Raw genomic sequence first — 18878 nt, forward strand, 5'->3', positions numbered from 1 at the left:
TCAACGACGGTCCGTCTGCATCTTCCCACGGCTGCACCGCCCTGCTAGCCGAGCGATCTGGCCCACCCGCTGAGAGAGTGTCTGTTGCCGAGCAACCCACGACCCTCCACCCCAGTGGCCCCGGAATCTCCCAAGGCCCTGCCGCCCAGCGCCTAAAACCCGGCACCTATCTACTCATTCGTTCCGCAGCATTTCTTGTACTTCTTCCCGCTGCCGCAGGGGCAGGGGTCGTTGCGGCCGACTTTGTCGCCGAAGTTGCGAATTGGATCGACAGTCTGTGGCGTGGAGCCCGGTTCGGCACCGGGAGACATCTCCGGAGGAGCCGAGCCATTGCTGGCAGTCTGCTCAACAGGAGTGGCATCCGGCACGGCGTGCGTGGCGGAGGAAATGTTCCACAGCGAGCCGACGAAGTCCGGGCTCTCGGTTTCGACGCGGAAGATGGCCGCAGTGACCTGTTCGCCCACACGTTGCCACATCTGGTCGAAGGCTTTCATCCCCTCGCGCTTGTACTCGACCTTGGGGTCTTTCTGAGCGTAGCTGACCAGGCCGATGCCGGACCGGAGATGGTCCATAAAGTACAGGTGCTCTTTCCAGGCGTGGTCAAGCACTTCAAGGAGGATCATCCGCTCGGCCTGCGAGAACTCCGGTCGATAGTGGCTGTCGTACTCGCGGAGCAACAGATTCGTGGCGACCTCGCGATCCGCGTTGGAGAACTCATCCTGCTTCAGGCTGGCCTGGAACTCCTGATTCGCCCAGGAAATGATCTCCTGCAGGGAACTCGGACTCGGCCGTTCCTGATCGCTGTCATCGTGACCGTTGTAGACACTGGCGACCTTGTTCTCGACTTCGTCAAAGACATCTTCACCCTTGAAGAACGACCGGCTGCGTTCCCGCAGCATCTCTTCGAGATCGTTCCGGGAGGTATTTTCGATGGCATCCGGATCGAGTTGTGTGCGGAAACGCGATTCGGCCCAGCGTGCCAGTCCCTGCCGATCGTACTGATCGCCACTGCGGGAACGACTCATGAAGCGAGCCATGCCAACTGAAACCGGGAATCCGATCTCGCGGTTCCGGTACTCGCTGAAGACACGCTCACGGATCATCGATTCAACGTCCGGCGGATCAAGATCTTTGAACTCGATCGGATCGATGAGAATGCCGTACTGCTGATGCACCCACCCGCTGGTCGTCCGGGCTCCCAGATCTTCGGCGAGCAGATGATCGACGTCCGAGAAGTCGAGCTTCTCAAGCATCGTGGTCGCTTTGTCGGTGATGAGAATCCGAGCGCCATCCCGATCAGCCGCGCGGAGTTCCTTATCGTTAGTATTCAGATTGAAGCGGTTGTTCGCCCACCGGGACAGACCCAGCCAGTTCCACTCTCGTTGAGTCTCGTCTTCTTCCGGCAGAAACTCCTCGACCTGTTCGGCGATTTCGTCTTCGGCCTGACGGACGGCCATCTCGTGCAGATACTTCTTGAGCTGATCGGCTTCCATCCCCCGGACGTCCGAAGGGTCCACGTCGATCATGAATCGCTGGTTCGCCCAGGCGGCGATCGTTTCCCAGCGGTAGTTCGGCGACATGAAGTGCTCAACGGCTCGTTCGACCTGACGTTCGATCATGCCGATGATCAGCTGGCGACAGTTGGCTCCGTCGAGAATCCGCTGCCGGTAGGTGTAAACGCGCTTCCGCTGCTCGTCCATCACTTCGTCGTATTCGAGCAGGTTCTTTCGCTGTTCGAAGTGGAACTCTTCGCGACGCTTCTGAGCTTTCTCGATCTGCCGCGTGACCATCGGGCTTTCGATCGCTTCGCCGTCTTTCATGCCCAGCGAGCCGAGCAGGTTGCGGACGAAGTCGCCGGCGAAGATTCGCATCAGATCGTCTTCGAGCGAGATGAAGAACCGGCTCGAACCGGGGTCCCCCTGACGGCCGGCTCGACCTCGCAGCTGCAGGTCGATGCGGCGGGCATCGTGACGCTCGGTACCGATCACATACAGACCGCCGATGTCCTTGATCTCTTTGCCTTCTTCCTTCATCCCGCCTTTCTCAGCGATCCGGGCGGAAGTGTCATCCCATTCCGATTTGGGAACATCGAGGCGAGAGCCATATCTTTCTTTGAGTTCTTCCCATGCCAGGTGCTCGGGGTTACCGCCAAGGATAATGTCGGTACCACGACCGGCCATGTTCGTCGAGATGGTGACCGCGCCTTTGCGACCGGCCTGCGAAATAATCTCGGCTTCACGCTCGTGATACTTGGCGTTCAGCACTTCGTGTTTGACGCCAAAACGGTTCAGTTTTTTGCTGAGCAGTTCGGAGTTCTCGATCGACGCGGTTCCGACGAGCACCGGGCGACCGGTCTTGGAAACGTCGCGGATCTCTTCGACGACCGCGTTCCACTTCTCGTTGGCGGTCTGGAAGATGACGTCCGGGAAGTTCTTTCGCTGCGACGGACGGTTGGTCGGAATGGCGATGACGTCGAGCTTGTAGATCTTGTAGAACTCGCTCGCTTCGGTCATGGCGGTACCGGTCATCCCGCCGAGCTTGTTGTAGAGTTTGAAGAAGTTCTGCAGCGTAATTGTGGCCAGAGTCTGCGTCGTTTCCTTGATTTTGACGCCTTCTTTGGCTTCGACCGCCTGATGCAGACCATCGCTCCACTGCCGCCCGTACATTTTGCGGCCGGTATGCTCATCAACAATCACGACCTCGCCATTTTCGACGACGTAGGTCACGTCCTTCTTGAACAGATGGATGGCGCGCAGCGAGTTATCGATCAGGTGCGGCCACTCCATGTTGCCAGCCGTGTAGAAGCTGTCGACGCCGGCCAGTTCCTCGGCGCGACGAATCCCTTCGTCAGTCAGGTGACAGGTGTGTTCCTTCTCTTTGACTTCGAAGTGCTCGTCTTTCACCAGCTGCATCGCGATGCGATGCGCCTTCGGATACTTGGTGATATCGTCGTGAGCAGGTCCGGAGATGATGAGCGGCGTACGCGCTTCATCGATCAGAATGTTGTCGATTTCGTCGACAATCGCGAAGTCGAGCGGCCCCTGCACCTGCATGTCGCGACGCGGCTTCATGTTGTCCCGCAGGTAGTCGAAGCCGAGTTCGTTGTTCGTTCCGTACGTGATATCGCAGGCATAGGCGGCCTGGCGTTCCAGATACGACATCTGCGATTGAATCGCCCCGACGGACAGTCCGAGTCCGATGTGCAGGGCTCCCATCCATTCCATATCGCGTTTGGCGAGATAGTCGTTCACTGTCACGACATGCACTTTGCCAGCGAGAGCGTTGAGATAGGCCGGCAGCGTCGAAACGAGCGTCTTACCTTCCCCGGTCACCATTTCGGCGATGTTGCCCTTGTGAAGGACGTAGCCCCCGACCATCTGCACGTCGTAATGACGCATCTTGAGGAATCGTTTGCCCGCTTCGCGGGTCGCGGCGAAGGCGTCGGGGAGAATATCGTCCAGGGTTTCGCCATCGGCGAGGCGTTTGCGGAATCTCGGCGTCAGCTCTTTGAGTTCGGTTTCCGTGAGCCGCTCGTACTCCGGTTCGAGCTGCTTGATGCGATCGAGCAGGCTGCCGGGAACAATGCTGTCGGTGCCATCCTTGTCGCGCACGAAACCGATCTTGCGAATCATGCGCTCGTTGTCGGAGCCGAAAAACCGCTTGACGAACGAGTCGACCCAGGCGGTCAATCCGGTAAACCAGTCTCCCAGACGTTCCAGAAATTCCATGACGTTCCGATCCTCAGAGGACTCCAGCTCGACGAACGAATCCTGTTCGTGCGGCGTCCATCTGGTCTATGCGTGCAAAGAGATATGAGGCAGAATAAGAGCGGATGCCAAACTGACAGCGGCTCACCCTGATTTTCGAGGCATTACGTCCTCAGGCAAACATCGCGCCGGACCGCCTGCGAAAAACAGCATGCGCCTCGTTCTGTGCCCTAAGTAATCACAATGCAAAATGTTATTGCGATTGTAAAATGGGGTCAATGGCGGGTTGCGTGGAAAAGAACACCGACTTTTCGTGCCCTTGGCAGATGGGAAGGGCCGGCCCGCCCCGGAACGTCCGAAAGGCGTGCCCCGCAAGCTAACGACGTCGTAAGAGGTTATTGTGAAGACAGTTATGCGAACCCTGCCTTTGTCCGCGCCCCGGGCCTTCTTTCTCGCTCTCTTCGCCGTTCTGCTGTCCGCGAGCTGGTCCCTGCCCAATCCTCTTTTTGCACAAACTCAGCACCTGCTGGAGAAAGCGTACGCGGATTATCAGCAGGAAACGGCGGAATTCGTGGAGAAACTGGAGGGCCTTCAGCACCAGGCCGCCCGTCTGGGAGACCGCGAGCTGGAGCAGAAGATCAGTGATCGACTGGAAATTCTGGCCAGCGACAGCGAGGCCATGAAGCCGCTCCCCCGCAAACTGCAGCCGGCCATTCCGTACGACATGCCGGCGGAACTTCGATCGGCGCATGTACAGTTTCGACAAGCCTGTCAGGACTACGCCGGCCAGCTCTACCTGCTCGCGCGCCGCAGTCAGCGACTGGCGCCGACCTTCGCGTTTGAGCTGATCAATCTCCTGCTGCAGTTCGATCCCGATCACGGCCAGGCCAGGCCCATGCGTGGCTACGTTCGCCAGGGGGACGAATGGATGACCGCCTTCGAGCGGGACAAACTTCGCAGTCGGGAAATCGATCACCCCCGCTTCGGCTGGATCCGCGAAGACGATCAGGCCCGATATGAAGCCGGCGAGCGACCGTATCACAACACATGGATCTCAGCGGAGAAAGAACAACTGCTGCGGCAGAACTTCACGCAGGGCTGGGATATCGAAACTGAACACTTTCAGATCAGAACCAACGTCGGGCTGGAGGAAGGGGTCGAACTCGGCCGCAAACTCGAAACGTTCTACGACTATTTCATCAGCACGTTCGCTCCGTTCTACAATTCGCCGGAACAGATTCGACAGCTGTTCGATTCGACCACCGGTCGGACCAAGAGCCGCAGCCAGCGGTACGAAGTCCACTTTCTTCGCAGCAAACAGGAATACGTCGATCGACTCATCCGTCGCATTCCCCAGATCGCGATGACGAACGGACTGTATCAGCTCGAAGACCGAGTTTCGTATTTCTACCACGACCCGGAAGCCAACAACGACGCCACGATTTTCCACGAAGCGACGCATCAGCTGATGTATGAAAGCCACCTCGCCCAACGGGAGGTCGGCCGGGGCGGACACTTCTGGATCGTCGAGGGGATCGCCTGTTACATGGAGTCGTTTCAGGTCACCGAGACTCCGGACGGGTTTGATTACTCGGTCGGCGACCCCCGGTTCATTCGCTTCTACTGGGCTCGCCATCGACTGCTGGAGGAAGACTACTATGTTCCGCTGCAGGTCTTTTCTCAGCTCGGAATGATTCCCTATCAGCAGGGCGATCAGAAAACCCTTCAACAGCGATACAGTCAGGCGTCCGGACTCGCCCACTTCTTTATGCACTACCAGAACGGCGTCTACCGCACGGCCCTGATGCAGCATCTGGCGCAGATTTATCACTCGAATCCGTCGATTCAGAGGAACGTCCACGGGCTCGACAAACTGACGGGAGTCTCCTACGGCACCCTCGATCGTCAGTACCGCGAGTACATCCAGGATCAGCAGACCATGGTCGGCGACCAGGTCCCGATTCAGTAGCGAGACAACATCCCCAGGCGCGTTCTCACCCGAAGCCCTCTTCAGACCGGCTTCTCTTCCTCGATGACGACAACGCTCCGCAATCGGCCGCTGCCTTGAGGCGGAGGCATGATGCGGAGTGAGACCGGGTACCAGACTTCCCGGGGCAGCCGTTTTTCACGCAGTTCGGGCAGACAGGGAACTTTGAGGATCTGCCCAATCTTGAGATACGCCTTGGCATCGATCGGGTTGAGGAAGATCCGTTTATTGTTGACGTAGCGGGCGATCGCTTCAGCGAGTTCGTGGTTGAGTCCCTGCCAGATATGGATGTTGGTGTCCGACTCCAAAGCGATCGCGCTCTGGCCGGTGACCGGCATATGCTTCTGAAACTCTTCGAGCAGTTTGGGGAACAGAATATTGTCGACCGCGCGGACGTACTCGAGCACCGCGCGGGAAAGATCTCCCGCCTTCAATGGAGCCATCCAGGGATCCGGGAAGTCATAATCTTCGTGCGTCAGTTCCCCCTTGCGGTGTTCGTCTTCGATCATCCGGAAGACTCGGCTGTCTGGAGTCGCTGGCCGACAACGTTCGCGAGCCCACTCGCGCAAATTGAAGATTTTCTCTTCCATGGTGATCGACAACGGCACGATCGCGTCGGCTGCGTCGAGAATATCTTTCTGAGTCGGCAATCGATCGCGGGTGAAGGCTTCGATGACCGCCGAATTGATGATCTGTTCGATCTCGGCTCCCGAGTAGCCTTCCGTTTTGTCGGAGATTTCCTCGAGGTTGTACTGCTCCGGATTGCAGCCCCGTTTGGCGAGGTGAATCCGGTAGATGTGATTCCGTTCGTGGAAGTTCGGCAGATCAATAAAAAACAGCTCATCGAAACGGCCACGCCGCAGCAGTTCCGGCGGCAGGCTCTCAATATTGTTCGCGGTCGCCACCACGAAGATCGGCGACTTGTGTTCCTGCATCCAGGTGAGGAACAGACCGAACATTCGCGAGACCGCGGCGTCGCCCTGTTCGTCGCCGCCGCCATCGAGACCGGAAAAGCCTTTGTCCAATTCCTCGATCCAGAGCACAGCCGGTGCGATCGAATCCATCATGCGGAGGACTTCCCGCAGATTCTGTTCGGAGGTGCCGCGTTCGCTCTGCAGCAGATTTCCGAAATCGAGCCGAATGAGAGGGAAACTGAGCTGACGCGCGATCACGCGAGCCGAAAGACTCTTCCCGCAACCCTGCACGCCGAGCAGCAGCACACCCTTCGGCTGGCCGACCTGTTTCTTCTGCGCTTCCGGACTGAAGGCCCGGGACCGGCGGGTGATCCAGTCCTTCAGCCCATCGAGGCCTCCGATGTCGTCGGCGGTTTCATCGAGGTCGTGAAACTCAAGCAGATCCGATCCCTGCAACAACTGCTTCTTTTCAGAGACGAGCTGCGTCATCACCTCTTCCCCCAGATCATTCCGTCCGGCGACAACCCGGTTGAAGGCCCGCCGGGCCTGAGCCAGCGACAGGCCAATCACGGCTTTGACCATTCGCTCTTTGAATTCCGGCGAAACGTCGAGCGACGGAGCACGTTCTTTCAGCGACTGTTCCAGACAGCCGGCGGTTTCCTCGAAGTCGGGCAGCGGCAGCCGGAGCAGGGTGGTTGCTTTCCGTAGACTGGTCGGCAGATCGAACTCCGGTCCCAGAGCCAGCACGGCTGCGGCGACGGTCTTCTGGGCCTGATCGAGCAGCAGCCGAATGCAGGTCGGATCATCCAGGAAGTAGGACAGGTCCTTGGCGATCACCAGTGCGTTCTCCGGCAGAGCGGCCAGCTGACTGAGAAATGCGACCGGTTGCCGGGACTCGGGCTGCTTCACGCCATCTGCGGAGATCAACCCCGTGCTCAGTGACCAGACGTAAAGAGGGCGATCATTCTCTTCGGCGAATGTCTGCAGCACATCGAGCCAGCGGGGTTCGTCATCGGTCTGGAGAAACATCAGCGTTTCTCCCGCCTGCAAACGATCTTCGATATCCGACAGCGTATTCTTCAGCAGTGACATCGCGATGAAACCTGGCAGCGTCCGCAGAACCACGGACAGGAGATTGGATGGCCCGGTCTGCCCGTTCACGAACAGCCGCTTCTGATGATAACGGAGCCGAAGGGGAGATTCATCGCGAGAGAAGGAAGAAACGACATGGACCGAGAGAAGGATGGCTCAGACGCGTGCGTCTGAGTGGCAGAGCCACAAGAGGTGGCTGACCGGGGTTCTCTGGCTTGATGGAGAGGAGGATCGGTTCTCACTCGCTTCCTGTGACTTCGTCACCCAGACGTGCACGTCTGGGCCATCCGTCAGGGGTGAGGCAGCAGGCTTGTTCAGATCGACGCCGAAGACAAGCCTCTTGTTGCATTGCAATGTCGAGCCACTCACGGTGAGCATTCAACACAGACATGAATCTCTGTGCCATCACGTCGCGCGAAACACTGATCGTGGAGTGAAGGATGGCTCAGACGCGTGCGTCTGAGTGGCGGAGCCACAAGAGGTCGCTGACCGGGGTTCTCTGACTTGATGGGGAGGGGAGCGGTTATCACCCGCTTCCTGTGACTTCGTCACCCAGACGTGCACGTCTGGGCCATTCCGGGGCGCGGTCAGGGGGTACCCGGGCTGGTGGCGATGAGGTCGTTGACGAGTTTCACGAGGACTTCGTGCGTCAGCTGCATGGCGACCTGGCTCCGGCCGGGGGTGCCTTTGACGGCCTGGAAGCGATTGAGCGTGACCGTGCTGCTGCCGGTCGCCTGGAGGATCAACTCGTAATAGACCGTTCCATCGGGAAGCTGTGTCGGCTGGGCGGAGCGGATGACGGCTGAAGAACTGACACTGTCGAACTCGAGCGGCGCGACCTGTTCGAGCAGATACGTGATGCGCGTCGAGATCGCTTCGGCCCATTTTTTGATGTCGTCGAACGAGCAGTTCTGCAGCCTGGCGAGCTGCAGTTGGAGTTCGAGCAGGGCGCAGCTCATCGAATCGAGTGCCTGCAGTTCGAGATCGAGTTGATCGGATCCCGAGGTCATGCTGAGAGAGCAGTGTCCCTGAGGACCGGCCGCAGCCGTGCTCTTCAGCTTCAGTTCAAGTTGACTGGTCAGACTCATGGTCATCACCTCAATGGAACCTCGTCTCGATGGAGATCGGAGCCGAAGCGGTCAGTTCTTGATCAGCGGAGCTCGCTGATGTTCGTGACCGTCGAACGTCAGCAGGCATTGAATGTCATCGACAACGGTTTCGAGATACACGCAGCGTCCCCAGATCTTCTGAATGTTCGACAGCGTGTCTTCGGCGTAATCAATCTTCAGCTCGTTACCTTCGTACTGATGCTGCAGGTACAGGTCACCCCGGTTGAGGTAGTTGCCGTCCATCACACGAATAACCGGCCGGCCGAAGTTGGTCAGGTTCTTCAGCAGATGTTTCTTCACCTCTTCGAACTCGCGCGATTCGATCTCGTACGTCTTGTTCTCATCGTTGTAAGCGAACGAGAACAGTTTGTGTCTCCGGCAGAAGTCTTCCGTGAGAAACGTATCGATGAACGTGATGTCGTTGTGGATGCGACGGACCTCGAAGATCTTCTCCCGCCCTAAACCGAGTTGTTTGTCCCAGCGTTCCCGTTCGTGGGCATCGTCGCAGGCGTCCCATTCCGGGCCGAACTGTCCTTTGTTCCAGCGTTCTTCAATGTCGCGGAACAGTTCAATGCCGAGCTTGTACGGATTGAGCCGCGTCGGGCTGGTCGCCATCGTGCCGGAGTGATGATCGGCGTAATCAATCACCTCAGCGTCGGTCAGGCCGTGGCCCGTCATAATGGTCGAGTGCCAGTAGCTGGCCCAGCCCTCGTTCATGATTTTGGTCTGCCCCTGCGGAGCGAAGTAGTAGGCTTCATCCCGAATGATCGAGAGGACGTCCCGCTGCCATTCGCGGAGCTGGGCATGATTGATGAGAAACTGAAGCACGTCGCGTTCGGGGCGATTGGGGAAGGAGCGGTTGACCTGCTGGCGTTCCAACAACTGCTGGTGTGCATGCTGTTCCTTTGCGATGACCTCAGGCGGATTGATGTAGGAATCCATGTACTCCTTGGCCTGAAACTTCCGTTCAGGCGCCTGAAGCGTCTCATCACCACGGATGGCCGATGTCCGTTCCTTCGCTTCGGCTCGTACGATATGCGGGGCATACGGGTCGATCAGGTCGTCGATCGACAGGCAGGCGTCGATGAATTCCTCGACGGTCTCGTGGCCGTACTTATCGATGTAACGATTAATGCGAGCCGCATGATTGGCCATCTGATCAAGCATGCGACGGTTCGTCGGCGCGAACCAGGCATTGTTCTTGAAGAAGTCGCAGTGCCCGTAAACGTGCGCGATGACGAGCTTCTGATCGGTGATCGAGTTGCAGCTGAGCAGATAGGCGTAACACGGATCGGTGTTGATGACCATTTCGTAGATCTTCTGCAGACCGTACGAATAGCCTTTCATCAGCTCATCGAACTCGGCTCCAAACCGCCAGTGCGGATACCGGATCGGGAAGCCGCCGTAAGCCGCGAACATGCTCAGCTCTTCGTAGTCGAGCATCTCGAAGATGGTCTCGTAGAAGTCGAGCCCGTAGCTGGCCGCGATGGCTTCCATCTCATCCTGAATCGCCCGAATCTCAGCGGGCAGCGGTCGATAGGTACTGATCGTCATTCTTCATTGCCTTCTGCAACAGAGGCATCGAGTCATCGGATGACACAGACAGGAATGCCTGCGTCACCCCGCCGGACCAAGGAGTTCCCCAAGGGTGGCCGTGATCGCTGTGCTATCAGGGCGGCGCAGCCGTGGGAGGATGCCGTTGGACGTCCGTTCTTCTTTCATGTTCGTTGTAAATTCGCAGCGGGCTTCAAGACCCGTTTCATCAAATCCCGTTCTCCGACTGCTGCGCCGCCCCGAAAAAATCTTTCGGGGCCACCCCTCGTGGTTCACGTTATTGGGTTACTTGCCGGTCCCGAGGAAATCTTTGATGCAGCCGTAGATGCCGTTCTTGTCTTCGATGAGCGAGGTCGTCACGTTGTCGAAAATCTCGGCAATGTGGCGGACTTCGCGGAGGTATTCCCCGGAGCCGTACGGGCTTTCGACCTGTCCGTAACAGAACAGATTGCTGACGGGGAGAATGTGATTCTTCAGGATCGACAGGCAGGCGTTGTTGTCATCGCCCCAGTTGTCGCCGTCGGAGAACTGGAAGACGTAGATGTTCCAGTCGGCGACCGGGTACCGTGATTCGATGATGTGGCTGATCTTCTCATAAGCCGACGAGATCCGTGTGCCGCCACTTTCGCGAATGCGAAAGAACGTATCCTCATCGACTTCATGAGCAGCCGCGTCGTGAACGACGTAACGCTTCTGCAGACCGCGATACTGCGACGACAGCCAGGTATCGATCCAGAAGGCCGCCGTGCGGACGATCTCTTTCTGCTCGTCGCCCATCGAGCCGGACACGTCCATCACATAGATGATGACCGCGTTCGCCCGTGGCTCGCTGACGGTCGTCCAGCTCTTGTAAACAGTGTCATCACGTGTCGGGATGACGATCGGGCGATCGGGATTGTACTGTCCGGTCGCGATCTGTCGTTTCAGGGCCTGCTTGTAGGTGCGCTTGAAGTGACGCAGGGAATCGGGACCGACCTGGGAAACCGAGTTGTATCGGTCTTTCACGGCATCCAGCGTTTCTGCGCCCTTGGGCACAATATTGGGAAGCTCGAGCTCTTCACCGAGCATCATGGCGAGTTCTTCGAGAGAGACTTCGACTTCCCGAACGTGACGTCCCGGCTCGCTGCCGGCTTCCCCTGTTCCCGGTTCCGGTTCGCCGGGTCCGAGTGACTGTCCGACTTCGCCTTCCCCCTGGCCGGCTCCGCCGGAGCCTTTTTTACCATGCCGGAAGTGAGGGATATCGATATTCGGCACCGGAATGCTGACGACCTCACGCCCTTTGCGGCCGAGCATTTCGCCGTGGGTGACGTACTTCCGGAGATTGCCACGGACCTTCCCCTTGACGATGTGCTTGAATCGCTGCAGATCCCGGTCAATGTTCTGGGTCATGGTCCCGCCTTACTCGTTACGCATAGCCTTGATAGCCGCTCTCAATTGATCAACGGGTGCCATGCCCACGCTTGCGTGGGCATGCTGTCTTTGACGGACTTCGCCTCGACGCTCTGGAAACTCGGAGCAGGGGCGTCCCCTTCTTCTTGGCTCGCAGGCCGGAATAGCCGAAGGCGTGTCCCAGCGCTTTGGACGTTCGATGCCAGGGTACGGCGTTGCCTGTCCCAGCCTGTTTTCAGTTCTGCGTTTTTGAGCGCATGCCCACGCGAGCGTGGGCATGGCACCCGGTACTGGTGGAGTCGGTGGGACTCTTACGATTCGTTTTTGGCGTCTCCTCGGGCGAAGATGCTGGCGACGTACTGGAGGACGTCGGTGGCAGATTCTTCGTCGTAGCCGTAGTTGCGGATGAGCCGGGATTTGACGATGTCGATCTTCTCCTGCGTCTCGGCATCGACAACGTTCGAGACCAGCGAGGTGAGCTTGATCGTGTCCTTTTGGTCTTCAAACAGTTTCATTTCGAGCGCCTTCTGCAGCCGCTCGTTGGTGCGGTAGTTGAAGGTCTTGCCGTCGAGTGCCAGGGCTCCGATGTAGTTCATGATCTCGCGGCGGAAATCGTCCTTCCGGGATTCCGGAATGTCGATCCGCTCTTCGATCGAACGCATCAGTCGTTCGTCCGGTTCTTCGTCCTGTCCGGTGAACTTGTTCTTCACCTTTTCCTTCTGCGTGTAGGCCTTCACATTGTCGATGTAATTCGAGCAGAGGCGAGTGAGGGCTTCTTCATCGGCTGCGATGGCCCGCTGGACTTCGTTCTTCACCAGATCGGTGTACTCCTCTTTGACCATCGAGATGAGATGCCTGTAGTACTCCCGCACTTCCTCGCTCGGGATGAGGGAGTGATGCTTGAGCCCTTCTTCCATTTCGTTCAGGACCATGAACGGGTTCAGGTTCGTGGATTGGGAATTCACGACCAGAGCGTTCGAGATTTTGTCCTGCACGAAGCGGGGCGAGATGCCGTGCATCCCTTCGCCTTTCGCATCGCGACGGAGTTGCTTCACGTTGTCAGCCGTGAAACCGGGCAGGGACTTACCGTTGTAGAGCTTGAGTTTCTGCAGCACGGTCAGCCCGTGATGCTTCGGTTCTTCCAGTCGGGTCAGCACAGCCCACATGGCCGCCGTTTCCAGCGTGTGCGGTGCAATGTGTTTGCCCCGCACGCGACGCTGGTTGTAATCCTTTTCGTAGATCCGAATTTCCTCGGACAGTTTGGTAACGTACGGGACATCGATTTTAATCGTGCGGTCCCGGAGCGCTTCCATGAACTCGTTCGACTGAAGTTTCCGGAACTCCGGCTCATTCGTGTGCCCGATGATCACGGTGTCGATATCGGTCTGAGCGAACTTCTTCGGCTTAATCTTGTGTTCCTGAGAAGCTCCCAGGAGATCGTACAGGAAGGCCACATCGAGCTTGAGGACTTCGATGAACTCGATCAGCCCGCGATTGGCGACGTTGAACTCCCCATCGAAGTTAAACGCGCGGGGATCGCTTTCGCTGCCGTATTCGGCGATCTTGCGGTAGTTGATGTCTCCCGTCAGCTCGGTGCTGTCCTGGTTCTTCTCGTCCTTCGGCTGGAACGTGCCGATGCCGACGCGATCCTGCTCGGAAAGGACGACGCGCCGAATGACGACGCTTTCGAGAACCTTGGTCCAGTCGCCGTTGTGCTCGCGCATTCGTTCCTGGAAGTAGAAGCGGCTGAGTGGGCAGATGTCGCCGACAATCTCGATTTCGTAATCGGGATCGCTGTGGGCGGCGTTCAGCTCTTCGCAGAGACCAGCGCGATGAGGGCCGGGAATCAATTGCAGGGGATCACCGTTCATCGGATCCCAGGTGACGGAGCCATCGGCCTCTTTCCAGCCGAAGCTGTACATGGCACCTTCCTCGGTGCGGCTGTAGCGTTCGAGGCCACGTTTGAGCAGGCGGGCGATTGTGCTCTTGGACGATCCGACAGGGCCATGCAGCAGGAGGACCCGGCGTTCTGCTCCGTATTTCAGAGCAGCAGACATGAAAACGTTGACAAGTTCCATCAGGGTGCGGGTCAGGCCGAAGATGGCATCCTGCCCGCCGTTGTGCGGATCATCGAAGAAGCGATAGCGAATCTGCTTCTCGCGAGTCCCCTCCAACTCGTAGGTCCCTTCCTGCATGATCATGTCGTAAAGACGCTGCCATGCGGAGCGGGTGACCTTGGGCGACGTTCGCACGATGTCGAGGTAATCGGCGAATGAGCCCTCCCAATGCTCCTGTCGGTATGAATCGTTCTCCGTTCGCGAGGCCAGTTTTTGCAGTAGTTGTTGTCCGCTCGTCACGGTTTTCCCCTTCCAGAAAGAGAACGCGTCGGCCGGAGCCGGCGCTACCCGCGCGTCGTGAGTGGCAATCGTCCCGTTGTCAGTTCAATAGACGCGTCTTTCAAATGAGTGCAGGAATCATCCCTGAGCGCAGCACTTTTTCGTTGTAAGTGGTCGACAGAGGACCGTTTCCCGCAGCCGTCCACGTGGATAACTCACCCGTCTCCGCCTCAGAAATTCTGAAAGCGCAGCATAAAAACCACGCGTTCAAACCCGTGTCATCAATGAACGAGTCTGGCGTGGTTGTTGGCGCGACCGTCCATGGTCTTAATCCAATTGTAAAATATGGAGATGTCGGGAACCGTTTGAAGCGTTCGCGGCCGTTGCCACTCTGCTTCGTTCCTGGAATGATGCGCCGGACCTTTGCGAACCGACGATCATGACCTCGGGGTGCTGTAGTCATCTCACAGGCGAGTCGCTACTATTATCAATTCGACTCAAGGGAGAGGCAAGAGCAATCTTTTTAATCTCATCGTCGCTAATTCCCGTCACGATCGAGCGAGCTGGTAAGTCCTCACGGTTCGGGTGATGTCGCGAAACGGAGCCGCGGGACGAACCGGATCCTTCCGAAACGGTCCTTGCTCGTGCGGCCGCTCTCCTGTTTCGAAGCCCCTGAGTTTTCCGCAGGTGACATCTCGTTCACAGCCGTCCTATCGGTCGGAGCGACGTCCGCCCGCTGCAATCCGAGCCCCGATGAACACCGTATTTCAGGTACTCTGATGGTCGATCAGATCCCGTCCTCTCCCGATCTCACTCGACAGTTGGTACATGTGAATCTGGCCGAACGGTCATACGACATCGTTGTCGATGCCGATGAGGTGTCCGCTCTCCCGCCGCTGATTCAGGACTGGCTCCGCAGCATCTCCTATCTGAAGTCCGACCAGCCAGCCGCGCTGGTGATTACAGATACCAACGTCGCCGACCTGTTCGGAAAGAAGCTGCACGAAGCGCTTCAGGAGCAGGGATGGAATGCCGAGCTGACGATCGTTCCGGCCGGTGAGAACTCCAAGTCCCAGGCGACGGCCGGACTGATCTACGATCAGCTCGTCTCCATGCGGGCCGATCGCAAGACCGTGGTCATCGCGGTCGGCGGCGGTGTGATTGGCGACCTGGGCGGGTTTGTCGCCGCGACGTACAACCGGGGTCTGCCGTTCGTTCAGGTGCCGACGACTCTTCTGGCGGATGTCGACAGCTCGGTGGGCGGCAAGGTCGGGATCAACCACGCGAAGGGCAAGAACCTGATCGGGGCCTTCCATCAGCCGCTCGGCGTCTGGATCAATACCCGGGCCCTGCAAACGCTGCCGGAACGTGATTACCGTTCGGGGCTGGCCGAAGTTGTGAAGTACGGCGTGATCCTCGATGAGGAGTTCTTCGCCTTTCTCGAAAACAATGTCGAAGCCCTCAACAGTCGCGATGCCGAAACGCTGGTTAAAGTCATTACCCGCAGCTGCAGGCTCAAAGCCGATGTCGTGGAACAGGATGAATACGAGCGGTCCGGCCTGAGAGCGATTCTCAATTACGGTCATACTTTCGCCCACGCCTACGAAGCCCTTTGCGGCTATGGCGAACTGATGCATGGCGAAGCCGTCAGCATCGGCATGATCGACGCCTCTCGACTGGCCGTGAAGCTCGGCCGGATTGACGAGAGCGTGACGCAGCGGCAACTCGAGCTGCTCTCTCAGCTCGGTTTGCCCACGAAACTTCCGACGCCGGTTTCATTCTCGGCTGATGAAGTCCTCGATCGCATGAAGATCGACAAGAAAACGGAAGCGGGCAAACTGCGGTTTGTTCTTCCGAGTCGTTTGGGCCACGTGGAGGTGGTCACGGGAGTTCCGGAATCGGATGTCCGCGATGTGTTACGTCTGAGCTAGCCAGTCCCCTCAGCTGCTCAGGACTGATCTCTCCGAATCAACTCAAGTGCCGACCGACGGGAACCTCTGGTGACAAATACATCTTCCTCTTCGAACATTGAACAATGGCTGTCTCTGGGCGCACACTGCAAACAGACCGACGAAGGCATTCAGATCGACCTCGCCCGATTCGACTGGAATCGTGGCGACGTGTCTCTGCTGCCGCTGCCGGCGGAGGTTTTTTCCTGGAAGCTCGAAGGAGCCAACAGTGAGAAAGCCGAAACGCTGCTCACCCGACTCAAAGGGAACGAGCAGATTCAGATTCTGGCTCTTCGGGATATGCATCTCTCGCCATCGCTCTGTCAGCGGTTTCTCGATTTTCCGAAGATTGTCGAGTTCGATTTTTCGGGCACCAATTTCTCGGATCAGGATCTCGATCGAGTGACTCAGCTCGAACATCTGAGTTCCTTAAGCCTCGCGGAAACCGGAGTGACCGATCAGGGACTGATGGCCCTCAAGAAGCTCCGCGGTCTGAAAACACTCAACCTGAACAAGGTCGGCGTGACCGAAGCGGGTCTGCATCATCTCGAAGGACTGGTCTCGCTGCGTGAATTGAGCCTGGGTGGCTCGCCGCTGACTGGCGGAGCCCTCAAATGGCTGCAGCGGCTCGTCCTGCTCGAAAAGCTCGATCTCCGGCATACGCATCTGACGCATCATGGCTTGAACGCTCTGACATTCTTTCGCCGCCTGCAAACCCTGAAACTGGGCGGCAATCGCATCGAAGACGACGGAGTCCTTCCGCTACTCCAGTTCGCCCGGCTCGAATCGCTGGAGCTGGGCGGGACCCCGATTACGGATCGAGCCGTCGAAGTGATCTCCCGGCTGCCACGACTGCGGCGGCTCTACGTGGCCGGCACGGCTGTCGGCGATCAAGGGTTGAAGCTGCTCTCCCGTGTCAGTTCGCTGGTCGCGCTGGATGTCCGCAAGTCAGCCGTCTCGGCGAAGGGGATCGAACACTTTCAGGATGTCCGACCGCACGTCAACCTGAAGACCGATGCCGGTCAGCAACCGGAAAGCACTGTGGTTCGCAATATCGATCGACTTGAGTTGAGCGGCATTCAGGTCAAGAAGAATCAGGTCGGCGAGGCGATCGCCCTGAAAGCGGACGAGACAACCGCGCCCGCCGTGCACTGGTTCGATGCTCTGGTCACGCTGCGGACGCTCAAAAATGTCGAACTTCAGGATCTCCATCTGGACGCCGATCAGTTCCGCAATATTCGCAACCTGCACTCCCTGCAGGCGCTGGCGATTAAACGTTGCAGCCTGCCGGAAGAATCGCTTTCCGCTCTTACGGTTCTTCGCAATCTTGCCTGGCTCGATCTGCGGGATACGTCGGTTACGGATGCCGGCGTGAAATCGCTCGTACGGATTCCCTCGTTGACCAACCTCTGTCTCTCACGAACAGCCGTGACCGATGGCTGCCTGGGACACCTGAAGAACGCGCTGCTGCTGAAGGATCTTGTGCTCAAGCAGTGTGAGAACATCACCGATGCCGGTCTCGAAACGCTGTCCCAGCTCGATCAGCTCAAGCACATCGATCTGCGGGGCACGAGCATCACCGCAGCCGGCGCGGCTCAACTGGCCGAAAAGCTGCCGGGCTGCAAAGTCCGCGGCGATGACTGAGAGCGTCATTGGAGAAGAGCTCGCAGCAGTTCGCTCCGTCGGTTCGCCAGTGCGATGAGACACTGCTCAACGGAATCAGCCGTCTGCCAGACCGTACAGACTGGATCGCCTGCGCTGAATTGCGTTCCCGGCCGAGCCAGATCGGAACAGGAAGGCACTTCCCAGCAGTCATACGGGACGACTCCGACGTCGGACCAGTCCCAGTCGGGCAGAAGTTGAAAGGGGAGGGGAGCGTAAACGGTTGCTTTCCCCACGATGCCTTCGAGCGGCCGGACGACGTTCTTCTTCTGGAAGTCGCTGCATGTCTGGAGAATGGATTTGCCAGTGGCCAGTTCGAGGACTTCCATCGCCGCGGTGTAACGAGGGTTAAGTTCGAGAACATAAAGACCGCTCGCATTCCGGCAGAAATCGATTCCCCACGGGCCGACCAGCGAGAACGCTTTTCCCAGCAGGTCGCCGATGCTTTGAATCCGTTGCTCTACGGCTGCGGACTCTTCACGCGAACAGCTGACGTTCCCGACGTACGCGAACGGACGAGCCGGCAGTTCCGGCGATCCGACCAGGATACGGGTGATCCCCAGAAGTTTGTGTACCGATCCCGTGCTGAAAAACTGAGCCGAGAGAAGCGGCCCTTCCACGTACTGCTGATCGAATTCGTTCGTTCCCGGCACCAATGGAGCACAGCTGTGCACTCGATGCACTGCCATTCCTCCGGTGGAACGTTGATCCTTCCGGATCCATTCTCGAGGGAGTTCCTTTCCCGGTGGAACCCACAGGGCGTCCCGAGTCCGGATAGCCAGAGCATCGAATCCGGCTCGGCCCAGACGCTGCTGCAGCGGAAGCGGATCGCGGGCCTGTTGCATGGCGGCGGGCGAAGGACTCCACAACGGTCGAATCGTCGCCAGTTGACTCAGCTCATCCAGCCGGTTTTCCCATCCGCCTGTGGGGAGAAAAGGAATGTCCTCGGAAAAAGCCCCGAGTGTCGCCGCGGGAGGTGGGCTGGAACCGGCCGGAAGATCGAGATCCTGACATTCGTCGATGACGATTGGCTCGAATCCGGCGCGTACCACCGACCAGGCGGCCGCTCGGCCCGAATATCCGGAGATCAGAACCTGCATCGCTGCAGAGGACTCGGTATCGGCCGTGGATTCCATCGATATTTCACCGAGACCGAAGGTTCGTTGGGAAACCGGGGGC

Annotated in this window: 10 protein-coding genes; 3 read left to right on the forward strand and 7 right to left on the reverse strand. The window is 58.2% G+C overall.

All coding sequences use genetic code 11. The annotated features are described in order from the left end of the window. Positions 1-170 precede the first annotated feature (170 nt). Positions 171-3728: a preprotein translocase subunit SecA gene (gene secA, locus L1A08_RS16490; protein WP_238757556.1), complete on the reverse strand. Its 3558-nt coding sequence runs from the start codon at positions 3726-3728 to the stop codon at positions 171-173. Positions 3729-4119: 391 nt separating this feature from the next. Here secA and L1A08_RS16495 point away from each other — a divergent pair, with 391 nt between their 5' ends. After that, on the forward strand, positions 4120-5676 hold the full coding sequence (locus L1A08_RS16495; protein WP_238757558.1) for a DUF1570 domain-containing protein: 1557 nt from the start codon (positions 4120-4122) through the stop codon (positions 5674-5676). A gap of 41 nt (positions 5677-5717) precedes the next feature. Here the strand turns inward: L1A08_RS16495 and L1A08_RS16500 are convergent, their stop codons facing one another. From L1A08_RS16500 to L1A08_RS16520, 5 genes are all read right to left on the reverse strand, one after another. Beyond that, complete coding sequence (locus L1A08_RS16500; protein WP_238757559.1) at positions 5718-7700, reverse strand: AAA family ATPase; 1983 nt, start codon at positions 7698-7700, stop codon at positions 5718-5720. A gap of 587 nt (positions 7701-8287) precedes the next feature. Further along, on the reverse strand, positions 8288-8788 hold the full coding sequence (locus L1A08_RS16505; RefSeq protein ID WP_238757560.1) for a hypothetical protein: 501 nt from the start codon (positions 8786-8788) through the stop codon (positions 8288-8290). A gap of 51 nt (positions 8789-8839) precedes the next feature. Next, positions 8840-10363 (reverse strand): SpoVR family protein, encoded by a 1524-nt coding sequence (locus tag L1A08_RS16510; RefSeq protein WP_238757561.1) that lies wholly within the window; start codon positions 10361-10363, stop codon positions 8840-8842. A 285-nt stretch (positions 10364-10648) separates the two neighbouring features. Further along, the gene (locus L1A08_RS16515) at positions 10649-11752 is read right to left on the reverse strand and encodes a DUF444 family protein (RefSeq protein ID WP_238757562.1); all 1104 of its coding nucleotides are present in this window, start codon (positions 11750-11752) and stop codon (positions 10649-10651) included. Positions 11753-12063: 311 nt separating this feature from the next. After that, positions 12064-14109, reverse strand: coding sequence for a PrkA family serine protein kinase (locus L1A08_RS16520; RefSeq protein WP_238757563.1), 2046 nt, complete (start codon positions 14107-14109; stop codon positions 12064-12066). A 758-nt stretch (positions 14110-14867) separates the two neighbouring features. Here L1A08_RS16520 and aroB point away from each other — a divergent pair. Further along, complete coding sequence (aroB, locus tag L1A08_RS16525) at positions 14868-16019, forward strand: 3-dehydroquinate synthase (protein WP_238757565.1); 1152 nt, start codon at positions 14868-14870, stop codon at positions 16017-16019. 69 nt (positions 16020-16088) lie between these two features. Continuing rightward, positions 16089-17681, forward strand: a complete 1593-nt coding sequence (locus tag L1A08_RS16530) for a leucine-rich repeat domain-containing protein (protein WP_238757566.1) — start codon at positions 16089-16091, stop codon at positions 17679-17681. Between the two features lie 5 nt (positions 17682-17686). Here the strand turns inward: L1A08_RS16530 and L1A08_RS16535 are convergent, their stop codons facing one another. Continuing rightward, on the reverse strand, positions 17687-18835 hold the full coding sequence (locus tag L1A08_RS16535) for an ATP-grasp domain-containing protein (RefSeq protein ID WP_238757568.1): 1149 nt from the start codon (positions 18833-18835) through the stop codon (positions 17687-17689). Positions 18836-18878: the final 43 nt, after the last annotated feature.

The sequence above is a fragment of the Rubinisphaera margarita genome (assembly GCF_022267515.1).
Lineage (GTDB): Bacteria > Planctomycetota > Planctomycetia > Planctomycetales > Planctomycetaceae > Rubinisphaera > Rubinisphaera margarita.

Bases quoted from the DNA above. Each gene is read 5' to 3' on its own strand.
- secA (WP_238757556.1), bottom strand. From the start codon at position 3,728: ATGGAATTTCTGGAACGTCTGGGAGACTGGTTTACCGGATTGACCGCC.
- L1A08_RS16495 (WP_238757558.1), top strand. From the start codon at position 4,120: ATGCGAACCCTGCCTTTGTCCGCGCCCCGGGCCTTCTTTCTCGCTCTC.
- L1A08_RS16500 (WP_238757559.1), bottom strand. From the start codon at position 7,700: ATGTCACTGCTGAAGAATACGCTGTCGGATATCGAAGATCGTTTGCAG.
- L1A08_RS16505 (WP_238757560.1), bottom strand. From the start codon at position 8,788: ATGAGTCTGACCAGTCAACTTGAACTGAAGCTGAAGAGCACGGCTGCG.
- L1A08_RS16510 (WP_238757561.1), bottom strand. From the start codon at position 10,363: ATGACGATCAGTACCTATCGACCGCTGCCCGCTGAGATTCGGGCGATT.
- L1A08_RS16515 (WP_238757562.1), bottom strand. From the start codon at position 11,752: ATGACCCAGAACATTGACCGGGATCTGCAGCGATTCAAGCACATCGTC.
- aroB (WP_238757565.1), top strand. From the start codon at position 14,868: ATGGTCGATCAGATCCCGTCCTCTCCCGATCTCACTCGACAGTTGGTA.
- L1A08_RS16535 (WP_238757568.1), bottom strand. From the start codon at position 18,835: ATGGAATCCACGGCCGATACCGAGTCCTCTGCAGCGATGCAGGTTCTG.